At 58.6% G+C, this 22854-nt stretch carries 22 protein-coding genes; 18 read left to right on the top strand and 4 right to left on the bottom strand.

Going from position 1 to position 22854, the window contains the following annotated elements; all coding sequences use genetic code 11:
* Positions 1–333, top strand: a 333-nt coding sequence (locus G403_RS23915; protein WP_027855299.1) for an integrase core domain-containing protein, incomplete at its 5' end; no start/stop codon positions are given.
* Between the two features lie 3 nt (positions 334–336).
* Here G403_RS23915 and G403_RS23910 read toward each other — a convergent pair.
* Complete coding sequence (locus G403_RS23910) at positions 337–1032, bottom strand: MFS transporter (protein WP_051299272.1); 696 nt, start codon at positions 1030–1032, stop codon at positions 337–339.
* Between the two features lie 594 nt (positions 1033–1626).
* On the opposite strand from G403_RS23910, the gene G403_RS0118470 reads away from it, so the two are divergent.
* Together G403_RS0118470 and G403_RS0118465 are read left to right on the top strand one after the other, a co-directional pair.
* A complete protein-coding gene (locus G403_RS0118470; RefSeq protein WP_027855298.1) occupies positions 1627–1971 on the top strand; it encodes a helix-turn-helix domain-containing protein in 345 nt (114 codons plus the stop codon).
* Positions 1961–3283: a type II toxin-antitoxin system HipA family toxin gene (locus G403_RS0118465; RefSeq protein WP_027855297.1), complete on the top strand. Its 1323-nt coding sequence runs from the start codon at positions 1961–1963 to the stop codon at positions 3281–3283. Before G403_RS0118470 ends, G403_RS0118465 begins: the two co-directional genes overlap by 11 nt.
* A gap of 88 nt (positions 3284–3371) precedes the next feature.
* Here the strand turns inward: G403_RS0118465 and G403_RS0118460 are convergent, their stop codons facing one another.
* Positions 3372–5297 carry an FAD-dependent monooxygenase gene (locus G403_RS0118460; RefSeq protein WP_027855296.1) on the bottom strand — a complete coding sequence of 642 codons (1926 nt, stop codon included), beginning with the start codon at positions 5295–5297 and terminating at the stop codon, positions 3372–3374.
* A 183-nt stretch (positions 5298–5480) separates the two neighbouring features.
* Here G403_RS0118460 and G403_RS0118455 point away from each other — a divergent pair, with 183 nt between their 5' ends.
* Positions 5481–5909, top strand: a complete 429-nt coding sequence (locus G403_RS0118455; protein WP_027855295.1) for a MarR family winged helix-turn-helix transcriptional regulator — start codon at positions 5481–5483, stop codon at positions 5907–5909.
* 174 nt (positions 5910–6083) lie between these two features.
* On the opposite strand, the gene paaY is transcribed toward G403_RS0118455, so the two are convergent.
* The gene (gene paaY, locus G403_RS0118450; protein ID WP_027855294.1) at positions 6084–6677 is read right to left on the bottom strand and encodes a phenylacetic acid degradation protein PaaY; all 594 of its coding nucleotides are present in this window, start codon (positions 6675–6677) and stop codon (positions 6084–6086) included.
* A 4-nt stretch (positions 6678–6681) separates the two neighbouring features.
* Positions 6682–8370: a phenylacetic acid degradation protein PaaN gene (gene paaN / locus G403_RS0118445; RefSeq protein ID WP_027855293.1), complete on the bottom strand. Its 1689-nt coding sequence runs from the start codon at positions 8368–8370 to the stop codon at positions 6682–6684.
* Positions 8371–8854: 484 nt separating this feature from the next.
* On the opposite strand from paaN, the gene paaF reads away from it, so the two are divergent.
* The 14 genes from paaF (at position 8855) to G403_RS0118375 (ending at position 22850) form a co-directional block, all read left to right on the top strand.
* Complete coding sequence (gene paaF, locus G403_RS0118440) at positions 8855–9628, top strand: 2,3-dehydroadipyl-CoA hydratase PaaF (protein ID WP_051299270.1); 774 nt, start codon at positions 8855–8857, stop codon at positions 9626–9628.
* A gap of 60 nt (positions 9629–9688) precedes the next feature.
* Positions 9689–10480, top strand: a complete 792-nt coding sequence (gene paaG / locus G403_RS0118435; RefSeq protein WP_027855291.1) for a 2-(1,2-epoxy-1,2-dihydrophenyl)acetyl-CoA isomerase PaaG — start codon at positions 9689–9691, stop codon at positions 10478–10480.
* Between the two features lie 11 nt (positions 10481–10491).
* Entirely contained in the window at positions 10492–12015 is a 1524-nt protein-coding gene (gene paaH / locus G403_RS0118430) for a 3-hydroxyacyl-CoA dehydrogenase PaaH (RefSeq protein ID WP_027855290.1), read from the top strand.
* The gene (gene paaI, locus G403_RS0118425; RefSeq protein ID WP_027855289.1) at positions 12008–12493 is read left to right on the top strand and encodes a hydroxyphenylacetyl-CoA thioesterase PaaI; all 486 of its coding nucleotides are present in this window, start codon (positions 12008–12010) and stop codon (positions 12491–12493) included. Before paaH ends, paaI begins: the two co-directional genes overlap by 8 nt.
* On the top strand, positions 12490–13695 hold the full coding sequence (gene pcaF, locus G403_RS0118420; protein WP_027855288.1) for a 3-oxoadipyl-CoA thiolase: 1206 nt from the start codon (positions 12490–12492) through the stop codon (positions 13693–13695). Before paaI ends, pcaF begins: the two co-directional genes overlap by 4 nt.
* Before the next feature lie 75 nt (positions 13696–13770).
* A complete protein-coding gene (gene paaK, locus G403_RS0118415) occupies positions 13771–15102 on the top strand; it encodes a phenylacetate--CoA ligase PaaK (protein WP_051299268.1) in 1332 nt (443 codons plus the stop codon).
* Between the two features lie 150 nt (positions 15103–15252).
* Positions 15253–16245, top strand: a complete 993-nt coding sequence (paaA, locus tag G403_RS0118410; protein ID WP_027855286.1) for a 1,2-phenylacetyl-CoA epoxidase subunit PaaA — start codon at positions 15253–15255, stop codon at positions 16243–16245.
* Between the two features lie 20 nt (positions 16246–16265).
* The gene (gene paaB, locus G403_RS0118405; protein WP_027855285.1) at positions 16266–16547 is read left to right on the top strand and encodes a 1,2-phenylacetyl-CoA epoxidase subunit PaaB; all 282 of its coding nucleotides are present in this window, start codon (positions 16266–16268) and stop codon (positions 16545–16547) included.
* Positions 16548–16559: 12 nt separating this feature from the next.
* Complete coding sequence (gene paaC / locus G403_RS0118400; protein WP_027855284.1) at positions 16560–17321, top strand: 1,2-phenylacetyl-CoA epoxidase subunit PaaC; 762 nt, start codon at positions 16560–16562, stop codon at positions 17319–17321.
* Between the two features lie 25 nt (positions 17322–17346).
* Positions 17347–17940 carry a 1,2-phenylacetyl-CoA epoxidase subunit PaaD gene (gene paaD / locus G403_RS0118395; RefSeq protein WP_051299266.1) on the top strand — a complete coding sequence of 198 codons (594 nt, stop codon included), beginning with the start codon at positions 17347–17349 and terminating at the stop codon, positions 17938–17940.
* Between the two features lie 25 nt (positions 17941–17965).
* Positions 17966–19039 carry a 1,2-phenylacetyl-CoA epoxidase subunit PaaE gene (paaE, locus tag G403_RS0118390; protein ID WP_027855282.1) on the top strand — a complete coding sequence of 358 codons (1074 nt, stop codon included), beginning with the start codon at positions 17966–17968 and terminating at the stop codon, positions 19037–19039.
* A 27-nt stretch (positions 19040–19066) separates the two neighbouring features.
* Complete coding sequence (gene paaZ, locus G403_RS0118385; RefSeq protein ID WP_027855281.1) at positions 19067–21112, top strand: phenylacetic acid degradation bifunctional protein PaaZ; 2046 nt, start codon at positions 19067–19069, stop codon at positions 21110–21112.
* 129 nt (positions 21113–21241) lie between these two features.
* Positions 21242–22261, top strand: a complete 1020-nt coding sequence (locus G403_RS0118380) for a TRAP transporter substrate-binding protein (protein WP_027855280.1) — start codon at positions 21242–21244, stop codon at positions 22259–22261.
* A gap of 73 nt (positions 22262–22334) precedes the next feature.
* Positions 22335–22850: a TRAP transporter small permease gene (locus G403_RS0118375; protein WP_027855279.1), complete on the top strand. Its 516-nt coding sequence runs from the start codon at positions 22335–22337 to the stop codon at positions 22848–22850.
* The last annotated feature ends 4 nt before the right edge of the window (positions 22851–22854 follow it).

Genomic DNA, 22854 nt, shown 5'->3' with positions numbered 1-22854 from the left:
CGAGGGCAGCCTGAAGGCATCCTGTTCCATTCCGATCAAGGATGTCAGTACACGAGCCTGAAGTTCCGCCAACGGCTTTGGCGCTACCGCATGGAGCAAAGCATGAGCCGTCGTGGAAATTGCTGGGACAACTCGCCGATGGAGAGGCTGTTCCGCAGCCTGAAAACGGAATGGGTGCCAGAAACCGGTTACTCCTCGCTACTGGTCGCCAAAATGGATATTGGTCGGTACCTGATGGATTACTACAACCGCCAGCGGCCACATCGTGCCAATGGCGGCATCAGTCCACTGGCGGCGGAAGAAAAACTTAAAACCGTGTCCGGGATTAGTTGACCACTACACTATGATCGAAGAGTGAGATAATCCAGCAACCAGGATATAAACCAAGGCTACGCGATGTGAAATGACCTCCTTCATCCCCAGCATCACCGGTTTTAATGAGAGGGGGCGTTGATTATCAGTCTTTAGCGTTTCCGGCTGACGTATTGCAAACCAGACCAGCAGCGCCAGGCAGATGACACCCAGCAATCCAAAAATGGCGCGCCATCCAGCGAATAGAAGCACCACCTGGCCAACTAATGGTGCAACAACTGGGCTGAAAATAAATATGGTCATTACCAAAGACAGCACTCGCGCCATTTCAGCACCGGAAAACCGGTCACGTATAATCGTGACTACCATGACTCGTGGCCCCGCCGCCCCCACTCCCTGGAGCACACGTCCGACTAACATCATCTCGAAGCTTTGTGCGGAGGTACTGATCATGGTACCGACCAGCATCAAGGCCAAGCCTAGATAAACTGTAGGCTTGCGCCCAAAAGCATCGGCTATCGGCCCATAAAACAGCTGCCCAACCCCAAGACCAACCATCAGCGAGGTAAGAACCATTTGGTAACGGTTGTTATCCAACGCATCCAGCTCCTGCCCAATCTGATGCAATGCAGGCAACATCGAATCAACAAACAGTGCCGTTAAGCACATCATCGTCGCCATCAGAAGCAGGAACTCGAAGCGGATGCTCGCTTTGCTCATAGAAAGTCTCTGGTAATAATTTTAAAAGCACTTGTTTTTAGCACAGATTGTTAATGACACTAACAAATATTTCACGAAAAGCTATTTATATTCTGGAACTTATCGGGTTGCTCATGCCTTGATATAAAGGAGCTCATAAACCACCCCCGAGCCTGCTAAAAACATCCACTCACTGTCGTCAGTCAAGAATACGTGCAGCCCTATCCCCTTCAGTGCAGCCGAGCATCGCAGACTGAAAGAGAAGCACAGGGAAACCCGCGAAGCGGGTCAAACTGAGGGGCGGTTTGGGATTGTTAAGGGACTTGTCCGCACAAGTCCCTTGACTCGCCATCCGGCGAAGCCAAGCCCACTCATGCTTGGGTCTTAATGACCAACCACGTGCACCTGCTCTGCACACCCTCCACTGAGGGGGGGGGGGCAAAAATGATGCAAGCCTTGGGGCGATTCAGATCGTCACGTGTCATATATAACTCAATTTGACCGAAATGGGTTACATATGACCCATTTCTTGATTTTAGTACCAGCGCTACTAAAATGGGTCGTGTATGACACAAATCCGGCGATATGAGTCACGTATGACTCGAATGGTGATGTATGGCAACCTCTCGCATCCGTAACTACTCGAATACCACCCGTCTGATAATCCAGCAGCTCGGGTACGAGATTCAATCCGCCCGTAAGCAGCGACAGATGACGACTGAAGAGCTGTCTGAGCGGGCCGGTATTGGGCGTAAAACCCTCTATCGCATCGAGCAGGGGGATCCTCGGGTCGAGATTGGCCTTGTTCTGGAAGTGGCACTTCTGGTGGGGCTCTCTCCTCTGGCCAGCAGGTACGAGCAGTCATCAGGGGGCTATGCCACTTCCCGGGATGCCTTCAAAACTCCATCAATCAAAAGGGCAATAAACAAAACCCGCAAGGCGGTGAAGGATGACTTCTGAAAGCACAACACCCCATGAGGCCTATGTGTGGGTTTGGCTACCGGGAGAAACCGATCCCGTTGTGGCCGGCTTGATTACTCAGGATGCTGATCGATTGATGTTCAACTACGGTCGCTCTTATCTTGAGCGGGACAATGCCATCTCCCTTTATGAGCCTGAACTCCCGCTTGTTCAAGGCCTCCTCGAACCCCTTCCGGGCCTTGAGATGGCGAGCTGCCTGCGCGATGCCTCCCCTGATGCCTGGGGGCGTCGGGTCATCCTGAACAAACTCTTCGGGAAAGGGGGGCGTGACGATCAAAAGATCGGAGAACTCCAGTTTCTGATTAACTCGGGGTCTGACCGGATAGGGGCGCTGGATTACCAGGCATCCCCGACAGAGTATGTGCCCCGTCAGATGCAGTCCGCCAGCCTTGAAGAGTTACTTACGGTTGCCGAACGGGTTGAAAAGGGGTTGCCGATCGCCCCCGAATTGGACCAGGCGTTTAATCACGGTACCTCCTTAGGGGGGGCTCGCCCAAAGGCCCCTATTGAAGAGAAAGGGGTAAAGTACATCGCCAAGTTCTCCTCCAGTACCGACACCTACAGTGTGGTGAAAGCGGAATTCATTGCGATGCGCCTGGCGAGCCTGTGTGGGCTGAGTGTGGCTCCTGTGTCCATGGTAAAATCCGGTAATAAGGATGTCCTTCTGGTTGAACGCTTTGACAGGGACTATACCCCCGGAGGCTGGACTCGTCGTTTGATGGTGTCCGCGCTGACGATGTTTGAGCTCAACGAGATGATGGCACGGTACGCGTCATATCAGGAGCTTGCTGATTTAATCCGTCACCGTTTCACAACGCCGAGAGAGTCCCTGCATGAGCTGTTTGGCCGGATTGTTTTCAATATCCTGTGTGGCAACACCGATGATCATGCCCGCAACCATGCGGCGTTCTGGGACGGTCGTCAACTGACGCTCACGCCAGCCTACGACATCTGCCCGCAAGGACGCACCGGTGGCGAGGCATCCCAGGCGATGCGGATTAATGGGCCGAGTCAGTTAAGTCAGATATCAAACTGCCTGACTGTGGCTGAGCATTTTCAACTCACTCCGTCTGAAGCGATTGCAAAGGTGATGCATCAGATACTGGTGATCGGCCAGCAATGGCAGGCGGTGTGCGATGAAGCAGAACTTTCAGAGGTGGATCGGAACCTGTTCCGAGGGCGACAGTTCCTGAACCCCTTCGCTTTCGAGGATCTTGAAGGGGAGCTGAGCGAAATTAGACGGTTGGCCGATTTGGCTCGGGAAGGGCTGTCCGGCGAAACGAATCCCTGACAAAAGACAAAAAAGGAGCCAGGTCACCCCGGCTCCTTTAACGCTCTTCTTACACCCAAGCCATACCGGCCCGGAAGCTACTGCACTATCACTTCGCTGCCGGCTGGTAGATGCCGTCAAAGAAGGAAGCGAGTTCCTGGTAGGCATCCAGCGGCAGGATATGCGCTACGTACTGGTCGGGACGAACCAGGATCATGCAGCCCTGCTCACGGTCGATGCCGCGCATGTCGTAGATATCACCCACGCCCTTGTGATCGACACAGAACACTTTCTCGTGATCCTGCAGGCCCAGCTTGCCTTTTTTCGGGCACAGCAGTGAGGGCATCTGCTCGTAGGCGAGCTGGTCGAAGGTCTGCTGGAATACCGCACGCAGGTCGATCAGCGTATCGATATCTTCATCCTTGCCGGTGAACTTCACCACCGGTGAGCTGGGGTTGGTTTCCAGCCAGTCAGCCAGTTTGTGGATGGCAGAGCCCGGCGCGGAGCTGTCGTTTTTACCGGCGAAGGCGTAGATGCGCCATGCGCCATCCGCTTCAGCGGCGTGGCCCAGTTGCATCTGCTTGGCGTCGGATACGCGGACTACCGGCGCGGAATGGAAGCGACGACCGATCTCCTGCCCCTTGGCCAGCGCCTGGTTGGTGGCAGGGCCGATCAGGGCAGACTCGCCGTACTTAACTGCCAGGCCACCGGTGAACTCCAGGTTCTCTTTGAACTGACGTACAAAGCGCGGCTCGTCACCGTTATCCATGGTGGACTCACCGGCCGGCGCGGACATGATACGGGCCCATTCGTGGTCGGTATCGACCAGACGCTTGGCTTCGGCCCAGCGCTCGGCGGAGTAGCTGTGTAGCAGGCTTGCATCGGCGCGGCCCTGAAGGACGTGCGCCAGTTTCCAGCCCAGGTTAAAGGTATCCTGCATGGAAACGTTCATGCCCTGCCCGGCTTTCGGGCTGTGGGTGTGGCAGGCATCACCGGCGGTGAAAACACGCGGGTTACGGGTTGCCTGTTCACCCGGGGGCACATCGTCAAACTTGTCGGTCATGCGGTGACCGATCTCGTAGATGGACCACCAGGCTACCTCTTTCACATCGATGCTGTAAGGCTGCATGATGCGGTTGGCACCATTGATCAGATCATCGATGGTGAAGTTACGGTTGGCGACACGCTCATCCGGGTTCAGCTTATCCAGCTCCACATACATGCGGAACAGGTAGCCACCCTCACGCGGCAGTACCAGCACGTTACCTTCATGGGCGGAGGTGATCAGACACTTCTGACGGATATCCGGGAAATCGGTGTTGGCCAGGATATCCATAACACCCCAGGCCTGGTGCGCGGCGTCGCCGTGCAGTTCACCACCAATCGCTTTACGCACGTTAGAGCGCGCACCGTCTGCGCCAACCACGTAGTTGGCACGCACAATCTTGGTTTCACCCTTGTTGACGCCGAAGTTCTCCAGCGTGACGGTCACCGGATACTCATCGGTGGTGGTATCCACCTCAAGATCGCGGATCGCCCAGTTGTAGTCCGGCTCCAGTCGGGTGGGGGAGTTACGCATGAACTCGAGGAAGAACTCGTGGACCCGCGCCTGGTTGATCAGGATGTGGGGCATCTCGGAGGAGTCATCCGCCACGTCCTGGACCCGGCCGATGCGCTGAATGTGTTCCGGCTTCTCCGGGTTTGGCATCCAGAAGTTGGTCTGGTTAACCCAGTAGCTCTCGCGCTTGACCTGATCGGCGAAACCGAACGCCTGGAACATCTCCATGGTGCGGGTGTTGATGCCGTCCGCCTTGCCCTTCTCGATAGGGCCCGGGGTGGGGTCCACGATCATGGTTTCGATTTCAGGATACTGTGAAAGCTGGGCCGCCAGGCACAGGCCGGTGGGGCCGCAGCCTGCGATCAATACGTCTACGGTCTCCGGCAGGGGTGCAAACTCGGCACGATCACGGCGCTTTGAAGTTGCATTTTTACGATCCGGATCACCACCGCGAAAACCATCCACATAGTACTGCATCGTCGTCATTCCTCGCGTTTTTGTTGTCTGTACAAGCGTTGGGCACAAAATAGTAACTACACTTACCTTTTCGATAGTACGTATACTTATTGGTTGACGTCAACAAAAATAAGTACACTTACTATTTAGACAACCTAAGCTGTACTGTTTTATTGATCCAGATCAATTTTTCGAGATCGTGACATGGATTTACACCATAAACCCGGCCACCTGATCCGGCGCCTACACCAGAATTCGACCCACGTATTCACCCTGCATATGCAACAAACGGGCATCGACCTGACGCCGGTGCAGTATGCAGCCATGGATGCCATCGCCCGCGCCCCCGGCATCGATCAGGCCAGCGTAGCGGCCGAGATTGGCTACGACCGGGCAACCATTGGGGGGGTTATCGATCGTCTGGAGCAGAAAGGCTATATCAACCGCACGGTTTCCAAGCGGGATCGGCGCGCGCGGGAAGTGAGCCTCACGGAAGAGGGTTCCCGGGTTTTCGATCAGATCTCCCCGGTTGTGGAGGCGTTGCAGGCGGAAATACTACCGGGGCTGAGTGCGCAGGAGCAGGCGCTGTTTGTGGAGCTCGCCAACAAGGCGGTCAGCGGCTTTAAGGAATAACCCGGCGACGATAAAAAAAGGAGCCACTGAGGGCTCCTTAACACATCAAGACTGATGCCAGGGGTAATGACGGACCTACAACTAAGTCACTGCTTGACGGCCCTTATGCTACATACGTGCTGTAAACCAAGTTCGCGCCGCATGTAAGCGTTTGTAACAGCGTGTAATCGCTTCTTACGAGGTATATTTCGGTTTTATCTCGATCAGATTGAGCTTTGGCCGGTCGGCGTCGATCTCAGCCAGAGGCTCGCACAGCTCCAGGCTATCCAGACAACGCTTGGTCAGACGCTGGTACTCCGCCGTGCCCTCGCCCTTCCAGGCGATTTCATCGTCACGCAGCTCCCGTTTGACCTCCGCCGGAGAGCCCATCAGCAGCGAGCGTGGCGGACACTCAAAACCCGCTTTAACGAAGGCATTGGCCGCCACGATAGACGCCTCCCCGATCCGGGCACCATCCATCACCACGGCGTTCATACCGACCATGGCGTTACGGCCCACGTGGCAGCCGTGCAGAATCGCACCGTGACCGATATGGCCATCTTCTTCGATCACGGTTTCGTTCTCGGGGAAGCCATGCATGACACAGTTATCCTGGATATTGGAACCGCGCTTCATGACCAGACGGCCGAAGTCGCCCCGCAGGCACGCATTCGGACCCACGTAGCAGTCAGGGCCGACAATCACATCGCCGATCAGAACGGCGGTGGGATGAACAAAGGCGGTCGGGTCGATAACCGGGATCACCCCTTCCAGACTATAAACGGGCATTGTTTTACTCCTGTTCCGGTGGGGCGACATCGTGACGGCTCTGCACCATCACAAAACGGCTGCTGACAAACGCAGGATCGGTCAGACAGGCGTTGGCGGCCGGGTTGCCGCCAGTGGCGTGGAAGTCACTGAACGCGGCTGACTGGTTGACGAAAATACCGCCGGTGAGGTTGCAGGAAAGTGCCACCTTCACATCCAGCGCCAACGCCTCGGCCTGTTCAAGCACTGCATCCGAGGTGGAGTAAACACCCAGCGTAATGGCGCCCTTCTCGCCAATCACCTCGCGAGCGATCTGGATACTGTGATCAGTGCTGTCGGTGGCCACCAGGAAGCTGATGGGGCCGAACCGTTCCTCGCCGTATACCTCGCGCTCGCTGGCATCCACGCTGATCATCAGCGGTGTGCACATACGCGCGTCGGGAAAATCGGGATGTTCAACCGGGACGCTTTCCAGAACCACCTTACCGAGTTCAGCGCTCTGCCTTATGCGTTCTGCGGTGGCCGGGCTCTGTAAACCGCCCAGTACGTTCACGGCCACATCCGGCTTGGCGAGAAACTTGGTCACACCCTCGGCCAGGGCCTGGGCGACGTCATCGAAGCTCAGGTGGCCCTGATCGGTATCGATACCATTCCGCGGGATGTAGATGTTCTGGGGTGTGGTACACATCTGGCCGGAATAGAGGCTCAGTGAAAACGACAGGTTACGGACCACCGCTTTGAGGTTATCGGTGCTGTCGATGATCAGTGTGTTAACACCCGCTTTTTCGGTAAATACCTGCGCTTGCGGGCAGTTGCGTTCCAACCAGTTGCCGAACTCGGTGGAACCGGTGAAATCGATCAGTTTGACGGCGGGATGCTGGGCCAGATTTTTGGTAACCGGCTCGGCGGCGCTATCCGGGGCCATGGCGACCAGGCAGGGATCGAAACCGGCTTCACGCAACACCTGCTGCGCCACTTCAACGGTAATCGCCACCGGCAGCACAGACCCGGCATGGGGTTTGATAATGGTGGGGTTACCGGTCACCAGGCTGGCAAACAGGCCCGGGTAGGTATTCCAGGTCGGGAAGGTGGAACAGGCCACCACCAAAGCAATCCCACGGGGCACCACGGTGAACTTCTTCTGCTGTGCCAGCGCCGGATGTTTACCCTGGGGCTTGATCCAGCGGGCCGTCGACGCAACACGCGTCATCTGCTCCCATGCCAGCGCGACCGCTTCAAGACCGCGATCCTGAGCATGAGGCCCACCGGCCTGGAACGCCATGGCAAACCCCTGACCGGTGGTATGCATGGTGGCGTAACCGATCTCGAAGCTGCGCTTGTTAAGACGCTCCAGAATCTCGAGACAGACCCCGGCCCGAATATCAGGACCGGCATCACGCCAGGCGTTCATCGCCTGCTGCATGTGTGAGATCAAGGCATCCGTATCGGGGCTTGGATAACGAACTCCCAGCTCGAACCCATAGGGGGACCGCTCCTCCCCGACCTCACCAGCCGATTGCGGCAGCTCCAGATCAAAAGCGTTGTTCAGGCGGGCATCAAACGCGGCGCGTCCGTCGGCATTGGCCGTTTCGCCATAGATCCGCCCACTCGGGACTTCGGGGTATGGGGTCCAGAATTCACGGCTTCGTGAGGCCTCAACCGCCTTGGCGAGGGTTTCCCGATGTCGTGCGTAGAACACGGAGGCATCAGACATAGAACGGTTCTCCTTATCCGATCGGCCACCCGCTAGAGCCGGTGAGCGAACGATCAATTGTTGTTTTTGTAGCTGCGATGCTAGTAACACACTTTTTTAATGTCAAAGAAATAATAAGTGTCACAAACAAAGATCCCGCCAACGCCCTCTTTCCGGACACGCAATGATCGCCTGACCAAATCCGCGTACCCGATCCCCATTAATTACTATAAAACAATGACTTATAGCAACTTAAACGCACTTAAATCGTACCTGCACCGGGCTAAAAACATCTTCACACACCGCTTTCAAAGAGATCAATGGATATAAAAAACCAAACATTAAGACACAAATTTTATCAATTTTAGTATTTTCATGTATCACATTAGGCGCTAAGCTTTAGATCAATAATGAGGCCGACCCCGTAGTAGGCACAGCCGTGCGCTGAGCCCGATACGGAGGATCACCCGAAGAAAGACAGAACAACAATAATTAAGTGATAACTATGCTGAACTATCTTCTGACCGAGACGCTCCCCAACGGCGTCTTGCGTATCCAGTTACATCGCCCCGAGGCGCTGAATGCCCTCAATACGGCGCTGCTGGGCGAACTGGCCGACACTCTTGATGCCGCCGCCACGGATGATGCCGTGCGCGCTGTTGTCATCAGCGGTGACAGCCGTGCCTTCGCCGCCGGTGCCGATATTCGCGAAATGGCCGACCTGGACATGGTCGGGGTCATGAGCGATCCGCGTCCGCAGCGCTGGAGCCGTATCGCCGCCTTTCCCAAACCGATTGTTGCGGCCGTTAACGGCTTTGCCCTGGGTGGTGGTTGTGAGCTCGTGATGCATGCCGACATTGTCATCGCCGGACGCGATGCCCGCTTCGGACAACCGGAGATCAAGCTGGGCATTATTCCCGGTGCCGGCGGTACCCAGCGACTGATCCGCGCAGTCGGCAAGTCCCTGGCGACCCAAATGGTCCTCACCGGTGAGCCGATCAGCGCTGAACGCGCCTGCGACGCCGGCCTGGTTTCCGAGCTGACCGAACCCGAACTCACCCTTGAACGCGCCCTGCAGGTCGCTGACCAGATCGCCAAACAGGCGCCGCTGGCGGTCCAGCAGGCCAAAGATGTGTTGCTGCGCTCTCAGGAAACGCACCTCGCAGCGGGCCTCAGCTATGAGCGCAAAGCGTTCACAATGCTGGCAGCCACCGAGGATCGTAACGAGGGTATTCGCGCATTCATCGAGAAACGCCGTCCGGAGTACAAGGGGCGCTGATCCCCTTTTGCTTCCGACAGATCCCTGTCTTATCCGCGTACATTGAAGGAGCTGCCAGTCATGGCTTTCGAGCACATTGAATATCGGGTCGATGAAGGTGTTGCCATCCTGACCCTGAATCGCCCCAACAGCCTCAACAGTTTCAATGCCGAGATGCACGCCGAAATGCGTGAAGCGCTGAAACAGGTGCGTAAAGATGGCAGCGTGCGCTGTCTGCTGATCACCGGCAATGGCCGCGGCTTCTGCGCAGGCCAGGACCTGTCCGACCGCAATGTGGCCGCCGATGCCGAAATGCCGGACCTGGGCGCCTCCATCGAGAAGTTCTACAACCCTATGATCCGCACCCTGCGAGACCTGCCGCTGCCGGTGATCTGCGCCGTCAACGGCGTGGCCGCCGGTGCCGGCGCCAATATCGCCCTGGCCTGTGACATCGTATTTGCTGCCCGCTCCGCCAGCTTCATTCAGGCTTTCTGCAAGATCGGCCTGGTACCGGATTCCGGTGGCACCTGGAACCTGCCCCGACTGGTCGGTCACGCACGCGCCATGGCGCTTTCCATGCTGGGGGACAAGATCAGCGCCGAGCAGGCCGCCCAATGGGGCATGATCTGGTCCTGTGTCGATGACGACCAACTGATGGATGAAGCGCTGAGCTGCGCCCGCAACCTGGCCACTCAGCCCACCCGCGGCCTGGCGCTGATTAAACGTGCCCTGAACGCCAGCACCACCAATACGCTGGATGAACAGCTCGATCTGGAGCGCGATCTCCAGCGCCTGGCCGGCCGCACGGACGACTACCGCGAAGGTGTCGCCGCGTTCATGGAAAAGCGCAAGCCCAACTTCACCGGCCAGTAAGGGAGGCGTTGATGAAAACATTTGACACCCAGTCCGTGATCGCCGTCATCGGTGCCGGTGCCATGGGTGCCGGTATTGCCCAGGTGGCAGCCACCGCCGGCCATACGGTACTGGTCTATGACAATGCCGAAGGCGCTGCCGAAAAGGGTATCACCAACACCGCCAAAGGGCTGGAGAAGCTGGTGAGCCGGGGCAAGATCGATGCCGAGACCCGCGACGGGATTATCGCGCGCATGCGCCCGGTGAATGAACTGGACGAACTGGCCGATGCGGACCTGGTTATCGAGGCAATTGTTGAAAGCCTGGAGATCAAGCGCAGCCTGTTTACCCAGCTGGAATCGATCTGTAAGCCGGATACCCTGCTTGCCTCTAATACCTCTTCGATCTCCATCACCTCGATTGGTGCCGCACTGAAGCGCCCCGAAAACCTGGCCGGCCTGCACTTTTTCAACCCGGCACCGATCATGAAGCTGGTCGAGGTGGTTTCGGGTCTGGAAACCGATCCACAGGTCGCTCGTACCCTGCACCAGCTCGCCACCGACTGGGGTAAGAAAGCGGTGCACGCCAAGTCGACTCCCGGCTTTATCGTCAACCGCCTGGCCCGCCCCTTCTATGCGGAAGGCTTACGCCTGCTTGAAGAGGGTGCCGCCGATCACGCCACTGTCGATGCGCTGATGCGCGAAGCCGGTGGCTTTCGCATGGGGCCGTTCGAGCTGATGGACCTGATCGGACATGACGTGAACTATGCCGTGACCTGCTCGGTGTTTAACGCCTACTACGGCGACACCCGTTTTCTACCCTCCCTGACACAACAGGCACTGGTGGAAGCCGGTCGTCTGGGACGCAAATCGGGCCAGGGTTTCTACGATTATCGCGAAGGTGCCGAGAAGACAGCCCCCGCCACATTGGATGACGACAACGCCAGCGCACCTGCCACCATCACCGTGGAAGGTGACCTGGGTGTGCTGGGTGCCTTGGTTGAACGCCTGCGCGGTAACGGTACTCAGGTGGTTGAGCGTGAAGGGCGCGGCTTGATGCGCGTGGGCAGCTGCACACTGGCGTTGACCGATGGCCGCATGGCCACCGAACGGGCAAGCCAGGATGGCATCGACCGTCTGGTACTGCTGGACCTGGCCGTGGACTACAGCCAGTGCACCCGCCTGGCCATCGCCCACGATCAACGGGTGAGCGCTGATGAGCTGGCCACGGTAACGGCGCTGTTCGACCAGTCCGGTATCGCCCTGACTCGCCTCGACGATGTCCCGGGCCTGGCGGTTATGCGTACCGTCGCCATGCTCGCCAACGAAGCCTCCGACGCGGTGATGCAGAGTGTCTGCAACGCAGGTGATGCCGACCGCGCCATGCTGTTCGGTGTTAATTATCCCCGCGGCCCGCTGGCCTGGGCCGAGACGGTCGGCCTGGATGCAATTCATAAAACCCTGATTAACCTGCAGCAAAGCTATGGCGAGGAGCGCTATCGCCCCTCCCGCCTGCTGCGCCAGAAAGTCTTCGCCGGAGAGCGTTTCCATGACTGAACAGATCTCGAACCTGAGCCCGCAGCAGCTGGCGGAAGCGTGTGCTGACGCCATGTACAGCCGCGACACTGCTGTACGCTCGCTACCGATCAAGATTGAGCGCGTGGCGCCCGGTGAAGCGACGCTGACCATGACCGTCACCGAACCGATGATCCAGGGTCACGACAGCTGCCACGGCGGCTACATCTTTACCCTTGCAGACTCGGCGTTCGCCTATGCCTGCAACACCTATAACGCCATCACCGTGGCCCAGGGCTGCACCATCGACTATGTCGCCCCCGGCAAGCTGGGTGACCTGCTCACCGCCACTGCAAAAGAAGAGTCCCGCGGCGGGCGTACCGGTGTTTACGACATCCGGATCGAAAACCAGAAAGGCCAACTCGTCGCCCTGTTCCGCGGCAAGTCCTACCAGACGCGGGGAATCCTCATTGAACAGGACGGCTCCGGCGAGAGTTCAACACAGGAGAACAACCAATGAACGATGCGCTGATTATTGATGCGATCCGCACACCGTTCGGCCGCTACGGTGGAGCTCTGGCCCCCGTGCGGGCGGACGACCTGGGCGCGATTCCCCTTAAGGCCCTGATGGAGCGTAACCCAGGGCTGGACTGGTCCAAGGTGGATGACATCATCTACGGTTGCGCCAACCAGGCCGGTGAGGATAACCGCAACGTGGCGCGGATGTCGGCACTGCTGGCGGGCCTTTCTACGGAGGTTCCGGGTACCACCGTCAACCGCCTGTGTGGCTCGGGTATGGATGCCATCGGCATCGCCGCTCGTGCCATCAAATCCGGTGAAACCGGTCTGATGCTGGCCGGTGGCGTGGAGTCCATGTCTCGTGCGCCCTTCGTGATGGGCAAGGCCGAGACGCCGTTCAGCCGCAAAGCCGAAATTTTCGACACCACCATCGGCTGGCGTTTCGTCAACAAGCAGATGAAAGCCGAGTTTGGCATCGATTCCATGCCGGAAACCGCCGAGAACGTGGCCGCCGACTTCAATATCTCCCGTGCCGACCAGGATGCCTTTGCCCTGCGCAGCCAGCAGCGCACCGGTGCCGCGCTGGAAAAAGGCCGTTTCAAGCAGGAGATCACCCCGGTCACCATCCCACAACGTAAGGGCGATCCCGTGGTTGTGGATACCGACGAACACCCTCGCCCATCCACCACACTGGAAGCGCTGGCAAAACTGCCGACCCCGTTCCGTGAAAACGGCAGCGTCACTGCCGGTAATGCATCCGGCGTTAACGACGGTGCCTGCGCCCTACTGCTGAGCAACCAGGAAACCGCCGAGCGTTACGGACTTAAAGCCCGCGCGCGCGTGGTCGGCATGGCCACCGCCGGTGTTCCGCCGCGCATCATGGGCTTTGGCCCGGCACCGGCCGTTCGCAAGGTGCTGGCCCAGACCGGTCTGAGCCTGGAGCAGATGGATGTGATCGAGCTGAACGAAGCCTTTGCCGCTCAGGGACTGGCCGTGATGCGCGACCTGGGCCTGCCGGATGATGCCGAGCACGTAAACCCCAATGGCGGTGCCATCTCACTGGGCCATCCGCTGGGTGCCAGCGGTGCTCGCTTGGTGACCACCGCTTTGAATGAACTGGAAAACCGCCAGGGCCGCTATGCTTTGTGTACCATGTGTATCGGTGTAGGCCAGGGCATCGCCATGGTGATCGAGCGTCTCTGACGGCTTGATCACGGCTAGCAGCCCCGCCAACAGGGGCTCCGCGATAAATAAGAATAAGTAACAGGAAGAGTACCAATGAACAGCACAGCAACCGCCACTGCGACTCATTCCAAAAACCTGCTCGACCCGATCGAAACCGCAAGCATCGACGAGCTCCGTAACACTCAGCTCCAGCGCATGCGCTGGAGCCTGGCCCACGCCTACAATAACGTGGACTTTTACCGCAAGGCGTTCGATGAAGCCGGCGTCCATCCCAGTGACCTGAAATCACTGGACGACCTGGCCAGGTTCCCGTTCACCATGAAGAACGATCTGCGGGACAATTATCCGTTCAACATGTTTGCCGTCCCCATGGAGGAGATTGTCCGTATCCACGCCTCCAGCGGCACCACCGGCAAGCCCACCGTTGTGGGTTACACCCAGAAAGATATCGACACCTGGGCCGATGTGGTCGCTCGATCGCTGCGCGCTGCCGGTGCCCATGCCGGTGACCTGGTCCATGTCGCCTACGGCTACGGCCTGTTCACCGGTGGCCTGGGTGCTCACTACGGTGCCGAACGCCTGGGCTGCACCGTGATTCCCATGTCGGGCGGACAGACCGAAAAGCAGGTCCAACTGCTGCGCGACTTTAACCCCGATGTGATCATGGTGACCCCCTCCTACATGCTCAATATCGCCGACGAGATGGAGCGCCAGGGGCTGGATCCCCACGAGCTCAAGCTGCGCCTTGGCGTGTTTGGCGCCGAGCCCTGGACCGGCACCATGCGTACGGAGCTGGAACAGCGCCTGGGGATCGACGCCATGGATATCTACGGCCTCTCCGAGGTCATGGGCCCGGGTGTAGGCATGGAGTGCATCGATTCAAAGGATGGTCCTACCATCTGGGAAGACCACTTCTACCCGGAGATCATCGATCCGGCTACCGGTGAAGTCCTGCCCGACGGCGAATATGGCGAACTGGTGTTCACGTCGCTCTCCAAGGAAGCACTGCCGATCATCCGCTACCGCACCCGCGACCTGACCCGCCTGCTGCCCGGCACGGCCCGCCCCATGCGCCGCATCGACAAGATCACCGGCCGCAGCGACGACATGCTGATCATCCGTGGCGTTAACGTCTTCCCGACCCAGATCGAGGAGCAGCTGCTCCGTGTCTCCGAGCTGGCACCACACTACCAGCTGATCCTGAGCCGCAAAGGCCATATGGATCACATGGAGGTGCAGGTGGAGCTCAAGCCGGATGCCTCCGGCATCGGCAGTGACGGCGAGCAGCGGGTTGCCAAAGAGCTGATGCATCATATCAAGTCCAGCATCGGCATCAGCACCCAGGTCCGTGTCGGTGCGCCGGGCTCTCTGCCCCGTTCCGAAGGCAAGGCGAAGCACGTTATCGATAACCGCCCGCCGCAATAATCCACCCAAAAACAAGGGCGTGCCGGATCGTTCAAGGCACGCCCAGATATGATACGCAAAATAATATTTACTTTACTATTAAGTATCATATAATGACTAAATATTGATCTGGCGCATTGACAGAGCAATACATAACAACAGGAGTCAGCCATGTACGCCCAACTCGTCGACACCGGCGCGAAGCGACTGAAGACCCTGGAAGAGATGTCCCCGGAAGAGCGGGCATTCCAGGAAAAGATCGACGCCGATATCAAGATCGAACCGAAAAACTGGATGCCGGAAGGCTACCGCCGCACCCTGATCCGTCAGATCTCCCAGCACGCCCACTCCGAGATCGTCGGCATGCTGCCGGAGAAGAACTGGCTAACGCGCGCGCCCAACTTCAAGCGCAAGCTGCAACTGCTCGCCAAGATTCAGGATGAAGGCGGCCACGGCCTCTACCTGTACAGCGCCATGGAAACCCTGGGTGCCGACCGTGACGAAGAGGTCGCCAAACTACACAGCGGTGAGGTGAAGTACTCCAGCATCTTCAACTACCCGGCGCTGAGCTGGGCTGACATGGGCACCATCGGCTGGCTCGTGGACGGCGCCGCCATCGTCAACCAGGTTGTGTTACAGAGAACGTCTTACGGCCCGTATTCCCGTGCCATGATCCGCATCTGTAAGGAAGAAAGCTTCCACCAGCGTCAGGGCTACCAGATCCTGCTGGACATGATGCGCAACGGCAATGAAGAGCAGAAGGCGATGGTGCAGGACTCCATCAACCGCTTCTGGTGGCCGGCACTGATGATGTTTGGGCCGCACGACAGCGACTCCCCCAACACCGCGCAGTCCATGGCGTGGAAGATCAAGCGCATGACCAACGACGATCTGCGTCAGCGTTTTATCGATCAGACTGTTCCCCAGCTGGAATACCTGGGCTGCACAGCCCCGGACCCGGACCTGAAATGGAACGAAGAGCGCGGCCATTACGACTTCGGCGAGATCGACTGGAAGGAGTTCTACGACGTGGTCAAGGGTAACGGTCCCTGTAACCGCGACCGCCTGCGCACCCGTCGCAAAGCCATCGAAGAGGGTAGCTGGGTCCGTGAAGCCGCCAGCGCCTATGCAGCCAAACAGAAGCAGAAAAACGCAGCTGCCTGAATAATAAGAGGAATTGAACAATGTCTGACTGGACTCTTTTTGAAGTATTCGTGCGCAGCAAGCACGGCCTGAACCACAAGCATGTTGGCAGCGTTCATGCCGCCGATCCGGCCATGGCGTTGGAAAACGCCCGCGAGCTGTACACCCGCCGCAGTGAAGGCGTCAGCATCTGGGTTGTACCCTCTGCCGCCATCACCGCCTCCTCGCCGGACGAAAAGGAACCGCTGTTCGATCCGTCCGATGACAAGGTGTATCGCCACGCCACCTTCTACGATCTGCCCAAAGAAGTGGGCCACATGTAAGGGAGCCTGACGATGAATCAGAACCAAGCCCTGTTTGAATACCTGCTGCGCCTGGGCGACAGCGACATGGTCCTGGCCCAGCGCCTGTGCGAACTGGTCGGCAAGGCCCCCGCTCTTGAGGAAGAGATGGCCATCGGCAACGTGGCGCTGGACCTGATCGGCCAGGCCCGCTCCTGGCTCGAATACGCGGCTGAGCTGGAAGATGCCGGTCGCAGTGCCGACGATCTGGCCTTCACGCGGGACGAGCGCGCCTATCGCAATCTGCTGCTGGTGGAGCAGGACAACGGCAACTTTGCCGACACCATGGCGCGGCAGTTCCTGTTCGATCTCTGGCACTACCACCTGCTGAGCGCGCTGAGCCAATCCAGCGATGAGCGGATCGTGGCAATCGCCGCCAAGGGACTCAAGGAGGTGACCTATCACCTGCGTCGCTCCGGCAACTGGATCAAGCGCCTGGGCGATGGCACCGAGGAGAGCCACGCCAAGATGCAGGAAGCGATCGACGAAATCTGGACCTACGCCGGTGAGATGTTCATCGCCGACGAGGTGGACAGTCTGCTGGCCGATGCCGGAATTGCGCCGGACCTGAACGCGCTCCAGCAGAAATGGCAGAGCGATCTGACCACCACACTGGAGGAGGCCACCCTGGCCTGCCCGCCGATGGATGCCTTTATGCAGACCGGCAGCAAGCAGGGGATGCACACCGAGCAGCTCGGCTATCTGCTGGCAGAGATGCAGTTCCTGCCTCGCTCCTTCCCCGGCGCCAGCTGGTAACCCTTTGATCACTTGAGGTGCAACCATGATCCGGGAATCCGATAACAGCCGCTCCGATGCGGTCGCTTTTGAAACCAGTAGTGTGGACCGTCTGATCGCCAGCGACCGTGCCGGTCGCAGCGGTGTATCCGGTATCCGTCCTGCGCTGGAGGAGATCTGGCAGCTGCTGGAAGAGGTGGCGGACCCGGAAGTCCCGGTGGTCAGCGTGGTCGATCTGGGCATCGTGCGCGACCTGGCCTGGGCGGACGAGCAGCTGGTGGTCAAGGTAACACCGACCTACTCCGGCTGCCCGGCCACCGAGTTTATCGAACAGGCGATCGAAGAGGCGCTGCACGCGGCAGGCATCGCGGATGTACGTCTGGAGCAGCAGTTATTTCCGGCCTGGACCACCGACTGGATCACCGATGCCGGGCGCGAAAAGCTGCGCGCCTTCGGTATTGCACCGCCCGTGGGTTCCGCCTCCAAACGGACCCTGCTGGGTGAGGAGCCGGAGGTGGCTTGCCCACAGTGCGGATCGCATGACACATCAAGAGTCAGCGAGTTTGGATCAACCGCCTGCAAGGCGCTGTACCGCTGTAACAGCTGTCTTGAGCCGTTCGACTACTTCAAGTGCATCTAATAAAGACAAGAAAAGAGAGAAGATCATGAGCCGTTTTCACACCCTGGAAGTCACCGACGTCCGCCAGGAAACCCGCGACGCCATCTCCATTGCGTTTGCGGTACCGGAAGCACTGCAGGACGATTACCGCTACCGTGAGGGGCAGCATCTGGTGCTGCGCTCCGAAATCGATGGCGAGGAAGTACGCCGCTCCTACTCCATCTGCTCCTCCCCGGCAGATAAAGAACTGCGTATCGCGGTCAAACGGATCTCCGGCGGCCTGTTCTCCAACTATCTGAACGATCAGGTCCGTAAGGGCATGCAGATCGAAGCGATGCCACCGGCCGGTCATTTCCATATCGATCTGGACCCGAACCGCGCCGGTCAGTACCTGGGCGTGGCCGCAGGCAGCGGTATCACACCGATCTACTCGATCATCAAAACGACGCTGGAGACCGAACCGAACAGTGAATTCACCCTGTTCTACGGTAACCGGGCTACAGCGAGCACCATCCTGCGCGAGCAGCTCGAAGACCTGAAGAACCGCTTCATGGAGCGGCTCAATCTGGTCTACGTGATGACCCGCGAGCAGCAGGATATCGACCTGTACAACGGTCGTATCGATGGCGAGAAGTGCAAGGCGCTGTTCGACCACTGGCTGGATGTACCCAACCTGACCGCGGCGTTCCTGTGCGGCCCCCAGACCATGATCGAGACGGTGCGTGAAGAGCTGGAAGGTCATAACCTGGATCGCTCACGAATTCACTTCGAACTGTTCGCCACCACCGGCGGCAACCAAGCGCGCAAACATCATGCGCCCAAAGCCGAAGGCCAGGTGCAGATGTGTGATGTCACCGTCATCGCCGATGGCCGTCAACTGAGCTTCGAGCTGGGCCGTGATACCGAGAACATTCTCGATGCCGGTATCGCCCACGGTGCCGACCTGCCCTACTCCTGCAAAGCCGGTGTCTGCTCCACCTGCCGCGCCAAGGTGGTTGAGGGCGAGGTGGAGATGGACGCCAACTTCGCATTGGAGGATTACGAGGTGGAAGCAGGCTACGTGCTCTCCTGCCAGTGCTATCCGGTGACCGATAAGGTTGTTCTGGACTACGACCACTAACGCGAACGATTCAAGAGGTTTTCAGTTATGAAACTCAAGAGCTATGTCGGCGGCCAGTGGGTCGAGGGCAATGACAGCGGTCGTGAAGTGCTTAATGCCGTCACCGGTGAGTCGGTCTGCAGCGTAAGCAGTAGCGGCATCGACTTTGGCGATGTGGTCCGTCATGCACGCCAGAAAGGCGGTCCGGCCCTGCGCAAAATGACCTTCCACGAGCGCGCCAATGCACTGAAAGAGATCGCCAAACTGCTGATGGCGCAGAAGGAGGAGTTCTATCGCATCTCCGCCTGGACCGGCGCCACCCGCACCGATGGCTGGGTCGATATCGAAGGCGGTATCAGTACTCTGTTCACTTACTCCAGCCTGGTGCGCCGCGAGCTGCCCAACGAAACCTTCCTGGTGGAAGACGACGCCCAGCGCCTGTCGGCCAAGGGCTCGTTTATCGGCCGTCATATTCTGGTGCCTAAAGAGGGCGTGGCCGTTCATATCAACGCCTTCAACTTCCCCTGCTGGGGAATGCTGGAGAAGATCGCGCCGAGCCTCGCCGCCGGTATGCCGGTGATTGTTAAACCGGCGACGGTGTCGGCCTACCTGACCGAGGCCATGGTGCGCGCCATCGTCGATAGCAGACTGCTGCCGGAAGGCGCGATTCAGCTGGTCTGCGGCGGTGTTGGCGATCTGCTGGACCGGCTCGACGAGCAGGATGTGGTCACCTTTACGGGTTCTGCCTCCACCGGACAGAAGCTGCGCACCCACCCGAATATCGTCGCCAACTCGATTCCGTTCACCATGGAAGCTGACTCGCTGAACTGCAGCATCCTCGGTGAAACGGTGGAACCGGGTTCGGCCGAGTTCGATCTCTTTATCAAGGAAGTCGCGCGGGAGATGACCGTCAAAGCCGGTCAGAAATGTACCGCGATCCGCCGCGCCATCGTGCCGCGCAATCGCGCCGATGCCGTGGCTGACGCGCTTTCTGCACGCCTGACAAAAACTACGCTGGGTGATCCCTCCGTTGAAGGCGTCCGCATGGGCCCGCTGGTCGGCCGCGACCAGGTGGATGATGTCTGGAGCCAGGTGGATAAACTGCGCGAAAGCTGCGAACTGATCCACGGCGGCCAGCGAGAATTTGACGTTGTCGGAGCCGATGCCAGCAAGGGCGCGTTTTTCCCGACCACTCTGCTCTACGCGGATCAGCCGCTGAAAGCAGATGCACCGCATAGTATCGAAGCATTCGGTCCGGTTTCCACGCTGATGGCCTACGACGATATCGATCAGGCGATCGCCATCGCCAAACTCGGCAAGGGCAGTCTGGTCGGCTCTATCGTGACCGGCGACAACCGCGAAGCGCGGGATTTGGTGTTGGGCTGCGCCTCCTATCATGGCCGCCTGCTGGTACTGAATGCGGACTGCGCCAAGGAGTCAACCGGTCACGGTTCTCCACTGCCGACACTGGTCCATGGTGGCCCCGGTCGTGCCGGCGGTGGCGAGGAGCTGGGGGGCCTGCGCGCCGTGAAGCATTACATGCAGCGCACCGCGATCCAGGGTAATCCGACCACGCTGACAGCGATTACCAACGAGTTCAACCCGGGCTCCGAGCAGATCACCGACGCGGTACACCCGTTCCGCAAGTACTTTGAAGATCTTCAGATCGGTGAGACGCTGATCACCCACCGCCGCACGGTTACCGAGGCTGACATCGTCAACTTCGGTTGTCTGTCCGGTGATCACTTCTACGCCCACTTTGATGAGATCGCCGCCAAAGACTCCATGTTCGGCAAACGTGTGGCCCACGGCTACTTCGTGATCTCCGCCGCCGCCGGCATGTTTGTGGAGCCCTCGCCCGGCCCGGTTCTGGCCAACTACGGCATGGAAAACCTGCGCTTTGTGGAGCCGGTGGGTATCGGTGACACGATACAGGTTCGCCTGACCTGCAAGCAGAAGATCAAGAAAGACCGTCGCTCCGAAGAGGAACAGCCTAACGGCGTCGTGGTCTGGGATGTGGAGGTTCGTAATCAGGAAGATACGCCTGTCGCGATCTACAACATCCTCACCTTGGTGGCGCGCAAGGAGGACTGAAATACTCGACTAGTGACACATAATAAAAATTAGACTTTATAAATACGTATCATATAATCCCTGTGAAACCGGCCTGTCTATCAGCGCCGTTCATTGGAAAATCCGCAAAACAATAAAAAGGACACAACAATGAACCTGAAAACACTGCTTGGTACATCCGCACTGGCTTTCTCCCTCACGGCTCTGCCCGCAATGGCTCAGACCGAGATGATTGTGGGTAGCTGGCTGCCCCCCACACACCCGCACAACACCACCGTACTGCCCACCTGGGGTAAGTGGATTGAGGAAGCCACTGATGGCCGGGTCACCATGAAAGTGGAGTACAACCTGGGCCACCCGAAGGATATGTTCAACCTGGTTGAAGACGGTGTCGTCGATGCCGGCTGGACCTTCCACGGCTATGTCCCGGGTCGCTTCCGTCTTACCCAGATCGTTGAGCAGCCGGGCCTGGGTGCCAACGCTGAAGCGGCATCCGTTGCCTACTGGCGCGTTCACGAAAAGTACCTGGCCGAAGCCAATGAGCACGTTGGCCTGGAACTGCTGGGCCTGTTCACCCACGCCCCGGGTCAGCTCCAGACCTCCTTCCCGGTTAACAGCCTGGAAGACCTGAAAGGCAAGAAGATCCGCCTGGGTGGCGGTATCCAGAGTGAACTGGGCGAGCGCATGGGCGTGACCGCCGTTAACGCACCGGCCTCCAAGATGTACGAAATGATGCAGCAGGGCGTTATCGACGGCGCCTTCATGCCGGTCTGTGAACAGAAGACTCTGCGTCTGAGTGAAGTGGCTACAGAGCTGACGCTGCTGCCGGGTGGCATGTACCTGGGCAGCTTCGCGATCTTCGGCAACGAAGACTTCTTCGCTGACCTGTCTGAGGAAGACCGCGAAGCGATCATGAGCGTCTCCGGTGAGAAGCTGTCCCGCATGGCCGGTCAGGTCTGGGATCAGTGCGGCACCGATGCACTGGCTGCCAGCAAGACTTCCGGCGTTAACGTCAAAGACGTGGCAGAGAACGATCCCATGGCTCAGGAGTTCAACGAACTGACCAAGGGTATGGTCGACGCCTGGGTCGAGTCGGTGAAGGATACCGGTGTCGATGCCGAAGCCGCCCTCAAGGAACTGCGTGAGATTGCACGCAACTACGACAAGTAAGCACAGGGACAGCCAGACACAGCCGCAGCTCTCTGCGGCTGTCACCTCCAAGACGAAGTAAAGGTAACTTCAGATGTCTCTGAGTGCATGGGTTAGTGCACACTATGACGAGATCGGGCCAGTCAAATGGCTGGCCTTTGCTCTCGAACTGGTGGCTGCAGTCGTACTCTTCTCGCTGATGGCGATCACCTGTGTCGATGTGGCCGGGCGCTATCTGTTCTCCAACTCGCTCGATGGTGCCACCGAACTGACCCGCATCGGTCTGGCGATCATGATCTTTGCCGAGCTGCCGGTTGTCACCTGGCGCGGCGGCCATATCGTTGTCGACCTGCTGGATCGTGTTCTGGGCAGCAAAATCGTCAAGGCGCTTGGATTACTGGCGGCGCTGGTGATTTCCAGCTCCATGTATTTCCTGGGCGCACGTATCTTCGAGCTGGCCGAACGCTCACTGCGCAGAGGCGTTGTCACCGAATATCTGGGCCTGCCTGCGGGTTATGTGGTCGAATATATTGCGATCATGAGCTGGTTTACGGCGCTGGGGATGATCACCTACGGTATCTACCGGATTCTGACCAACCCCGTGAAGTAACCGG

Source organism: Marinobacterium litorale DSM 23545 (assembly GCF_000428985.1).
Classification (GTDB): Bacteria; Pseudomonadota; Gammaproteobacteria; order Pseudomonadales; family Balneatricaceae; genus Marinobacterium_D; species Marinobacterium_D litorale.
The sequence above is the reverse complement of the archived record's forward strand: the minus strand, read 5'-3'. Positions and strand labels throughout refer to the sequence as shown.